Annotated in this window: 3 protein-coding genes; all 3 read left to right on the top strand. The window is 32.2% G+C overall.

The genetic code is table 11. The features are described from left to right. Nucleotides 1-164: 164 nt before the first annotated feature. Nucleotides 165-1,484, top strand: coding sequence for an extracellular solute-binding protein (locus CLORY_RS22500; protein WP_079428783.1), 1,320 nt, complete (start codon nucleotides 165-167; stop codon nucleotides 1,482-1,484). A 337-nt stretch (nucleotides 1,485-1,821) separates the two neighbouring features. Beyond that, a complete protein-coding gene (locus CLORY_RS22495) occupies nucleotides 1,822-2,700 on the top strand; it encodes a carbohydrate ABC transporter permease (protein ID WP_207652253.1) in 879 nt (292 codons plus the stop codon). Between the two features lie 13 nt (nucleotides 2,701-2,713). Further along, a complete protein-coding gene (locus CLORY_RS22490; RefSeq protein ID WP_079428779.1) occupies nucleotides 2,714-3,583 on the top strand; it encodes a carbohydrate ABC transporter permease in 870 nt (289 codons plus the stop codon). Nucleotides 3,584-4,197: the final 614 nt, after the last annotated feature.

Here is a 4,197-nt window from a genome sequence, read left to right as displayed (position 1 = left end):
CTATTTATACTTAAAGTATGAAAAAGATTTTCTACTTTAAGTTTTTTTCATTATATAGATATCCATATAAAAATTAAATTTACTTACATTCAAAAATGTAAAAAGTTGATATTTAGTTTCTACGGAAGATATCTATAAATAATTATTTTAAGGGGGATTTATTAATGAACAAAACATTGAAAAGTTTAACTAGCATTGCACTTGTTGGTGCGACAACATTTGTTTTTGCAGGATGTTCAAGCAAAGCGAAAAACACTGGTTCTGCAAGCGGCAAAAGTTCAACAGTAAATTTAAGTTACTGGAATATCTTTGTAGGAGCCGATGCACATACAAAATACATGAAACAGCTTCTTAATGACTTTAAATCAGCTAATCCTAAAATTAAAATAACAGAACAAGGTATCCCTAATGATCAGTATAAAACAAAACTTCAAACGCAAGCCGCCGCAAAGCAGCTTCCAGATATGTTTATAAACTGGCCTGGTGCTTTAACTCAACAGTTTGCTAATAATGGCCTAGTAACTGATATTACAGATACTTTGAATAGCAATACTGATTGGAAAAATGGATTCTTTAAAGGCAGCTACGATGATTATACTGTAAACGGTAAAGTATACTCTGTACCAATTGAAGAATCATTAACTTCTGTGGTTTATTATAACAAAACACTTTTTGATAAATATAATTTGCAATATCCAAAAACATTCGATGATTTGCTTAAGGTTGTAAAAGTATTTAATTCTCATAATATTATTCCTATAAGCATGGGTGACAAAGCCTCCTGGATGGCTCAATCCTGTATTATGAGCAGTATGGGTGACCACATGACAGGAACAGATTGGTTTAAAAATGCAGCTGCTAATAAAGGAAACAAATTCACAGATCCCATATTTATCAAAGCATTGGACAAGTTAAAACAGCTTTCAGACGCAAAAGCATTTAATAAAGATTTTATGACTTTAGATGATACTCAGCAAAGAAATGCCTTCGCAAATGGAAAAGCAGCTATGATGATAGATGGATCTTGGGCAATTAATGATTTAGCAACAAAGGCTTCTGCTGACACTCTTAAAAATATTGAAGTTGGACAAATTCCAGGTTTCACAGATGGCAAAGGAGATCAAAGCACACTGGCCGGTGCAACTGGTATAGGTGTTGAAATAAATTCTCAAATTTCAAAAGCAAAGCAAACAGCAGCATTGAAGTTTATTCAGTTTATTACAAGTGAAAAATCTTTTGAAACTGCTGTAAAGAACAACGTATTAGTTCCATATAATGTAACCCTTGACACTAGTGGCTTAAATCCGGTTTTTGTTAAAACTATGAAATTATCAAAAGAGCATTCACTATCACCTGCTTATGACTCCCTACTTTCTGCACCAGCAGCTGAAGCTACTAACAATGGATTACAAAGCTTATTAGTTGGACAAAGTGATTCAAAAACTGTTGCAAAACAAATTCAAAACGCTGTAGAAAGCAAGTAATTTACACATATATGCAGCTAAATAACATTTCAGCTTGTACTTCAAACAATTTAAAATCAGAAATTTTGTAATAAATTAAAATGAAGTTTTCGTAAAAGGTATCTGCGGGAAGCATTGCGAAAACTAAACTTGTACAGGTCATAATGAAAGACGTTTAGATAATTTTTAGACTTGCATAAGTTAACAGTTCAAGCTACTTCCCAATATAGGGTTAAACGGTCTAAGATTCTATTATTATCTTCACTTAGCTCTCTGAAAATTCTCCATTTTCTAGCGAATAGAATTTATGTTTTCACCGTTTAATCCTTTAAAATTTCTAAAGGAAAGGAATGATTCTGTGGACTTAATCAGAAGAAATAAAAAACTTATTATAGCAGGATTAGCACCAGCTCTAATTGTTTATGCAATGTTTGTTATAATCCCTATCTTCAGATCATTTTACTATGGCTTTACAAACTGGAATGGATTTGGAACTGCAAAACTTGTTGGATTTCAAAACTTCAAAGCAATATTAAAAGATAGTTATTTTTGGATGTCCTTCAAAAATAACATTCTTGTAGTTATAGCATCTATATTGGGACAAATACCTATTGCATTAATCCTAGCAATTATCTTAAGCAGGAGAATTAGAGGGGTAAAATTTTTTAGAACAATCTATTTTATGCCGATGGTTGTTTCAACTGTAGTAGTTGCTTTATTATGGTCAAATATCTACAATTCTCAAATTGGTATATTAAATAATCTGCTTAATGCAGTAGGCCTCAAAAAGTTAGCATTAAATTGGCTCGGTAATCCTAAAATTGCTATATTTTCAGCTTGTATTCCAATTATTTGGCAATATGTAGGATTGTATTTAATTATATTTCTTGCTGCAATACAGAATATTTCTGAATCTATATTTGAAGCTGCAGAAATAGATGGAGCAACAGAAATACAAAAATTCAAATCAATTACCTTTCCTATGCTTTGGAACACAGTAAAAGTAGCTGTAGTTCTATGTATAGCAGGAAGTATGAAAACCTTCGATCTAATTTATGTTATGACCAATGGAGGTCCTGCTCGTTCTACTGAAGTAATGGCAATATACATGTACAACAAAACCTTTACTGTTTATCAATATGGTTATGGGAGCGCAGTTTCTACGGTTATATTTATTATAAGTCTATTGTTCATATTACTAAGTCAAAAATTAATGAAGCGAAACGACGAATTATAAGGGAGGTGTATTCATGAATAGTAATATAGTTGTAAAAAAGGGACTTACTACTAGAATAACTAAAGTGAGACCATTAAGAGCACTTTTTTACATTATTCTTATTTTATTTGGACTACTTAACATTTATCCATTAATATGGATGGCTTTAACTTCGTTCAAAACTAACCAGCAAATTTCAACAAATACTTTTTCATTGCCCACTTCCTTTCATTTTGAGAATTATGCACATGCGTGGAAAACGGCAAATATTGGTACTTACTTTATAAATAGTGCCTTTGTCGCTATCATTTCTATTATTGTTACAGTGTTATTAGGTGCAATGGCAGCATATATCTTAGCAAAATTCAAATTTAAACTGCGTGGATTTATCTATACCCTTTTTATGTTTGGTATGTTAATTCCAGTACACTCACTTTTGGTACCTTTATTTATTCAAATGAGGTTTTTGCATTTATTAAATACTAGATGGGCACTTATATTTCCTTATGTAGCCTTTGCCTTCCCTATTACGATATTCATTTTGGAATCATTTATGAGAGCTTTTCCTAACGATATTGAAGAAGCAGCAGTAATAGATGGCTGCAGTATCCCAAGACTGTTTTTGAAGATTATTCTTCCGATGACGAGACCAGCTATCGCAACTGTAGTAATCCTAGACTTTCTCAACAACTGGAACGAGTTTGCTTTTGCCTTAGTACTTGTATCTAATGATAAACTTAAAACTCTTCCTATTGGACTTGTTAATTTTATAGGAGGTTTTTCAAGTGACTATGCTCAAATGATGGCTGCTATGGTTATTTCAGCTCTTCCAACAATAATTTTATACTTCTTCCTTCAAGATTACATCATTAAAGGTATGACGCAAGGTGCATTAAAAGATTAATAAAAAATGGTTGCACCCTATGTCGGCTAGTTCCGCTCGTTAAGCAATTTCACCGCATCTTTTAGTCAAATTTCCTAATGGCTCATAACTCGGCTGCGCCTCAAACAATTCGCCATCTTAACGTAAATTTGCCTAAAAGACACGGATAATTGCTAAACTCACTCCAAATGCCTCCGTCGGATGTAACCATTTTTAATGCCCTAACTCTTAATATTAACAAGATGCTTTTATTATACTGCTTCTGTTGCCTTCTTATCTTAATTCTCTAATTTCAAAATATATTACTGTTTCTTGTTAACTTCTTCGTAAACACGTTGTATCGTTTTTTCATTTAATAACCACCTTTTCTCTTATTTAGTGGTGTATCTTAATTTTGATTAAAAGTTATCCACAATTGGAAAAAATCATAAATTCCTATAGACTAAAAAAGGGTAGGAAGTGGTTTCCGTCGGCTGGAAAATGCCTCCTCCAACCACTTCCTACCCTATACCGACTCTATGCATTTACAAAGTATTATTTTCTATATTACCTCTCCCAAATTATCTTTCTTGTTTATCTATTTACTAGTATTTTCTTAAGAGCTTTCTTCTTATTACTTCGCATATTATATAGTT

Source organism: Clostridium oryzae (assembly GCF_002029235.1).
In the GTDB taxonomy this organism is placed as follows: Bacteria; Bacillota; Clostridia; order Clostridiales; family Clostridiaceae; genus Clostridium_AE; species Clostridium_AE oryzae.
Note: the sequence above shows the minus strand (reverse complement) of the source record. Positions and strands in the feature narration are given on the sequence as shown.

Excerpts from the sequence above, each read along its gene's own strand:
- CLORY_RS22500 (WP_079428783.1), top strand. The coding sequence starts at position 165 with ATGAACAAAACATTGAAAAGTTTAACTAGCATTGCACTTGTTGGTGCG.
- CLORY_RS22490 (WP_079428779.1), top strand. The coding sequence starts at position 2,714 with ATGAATAGTAATATAGTTGTAAAAAAGGGACTTACTACTAGAATAACT.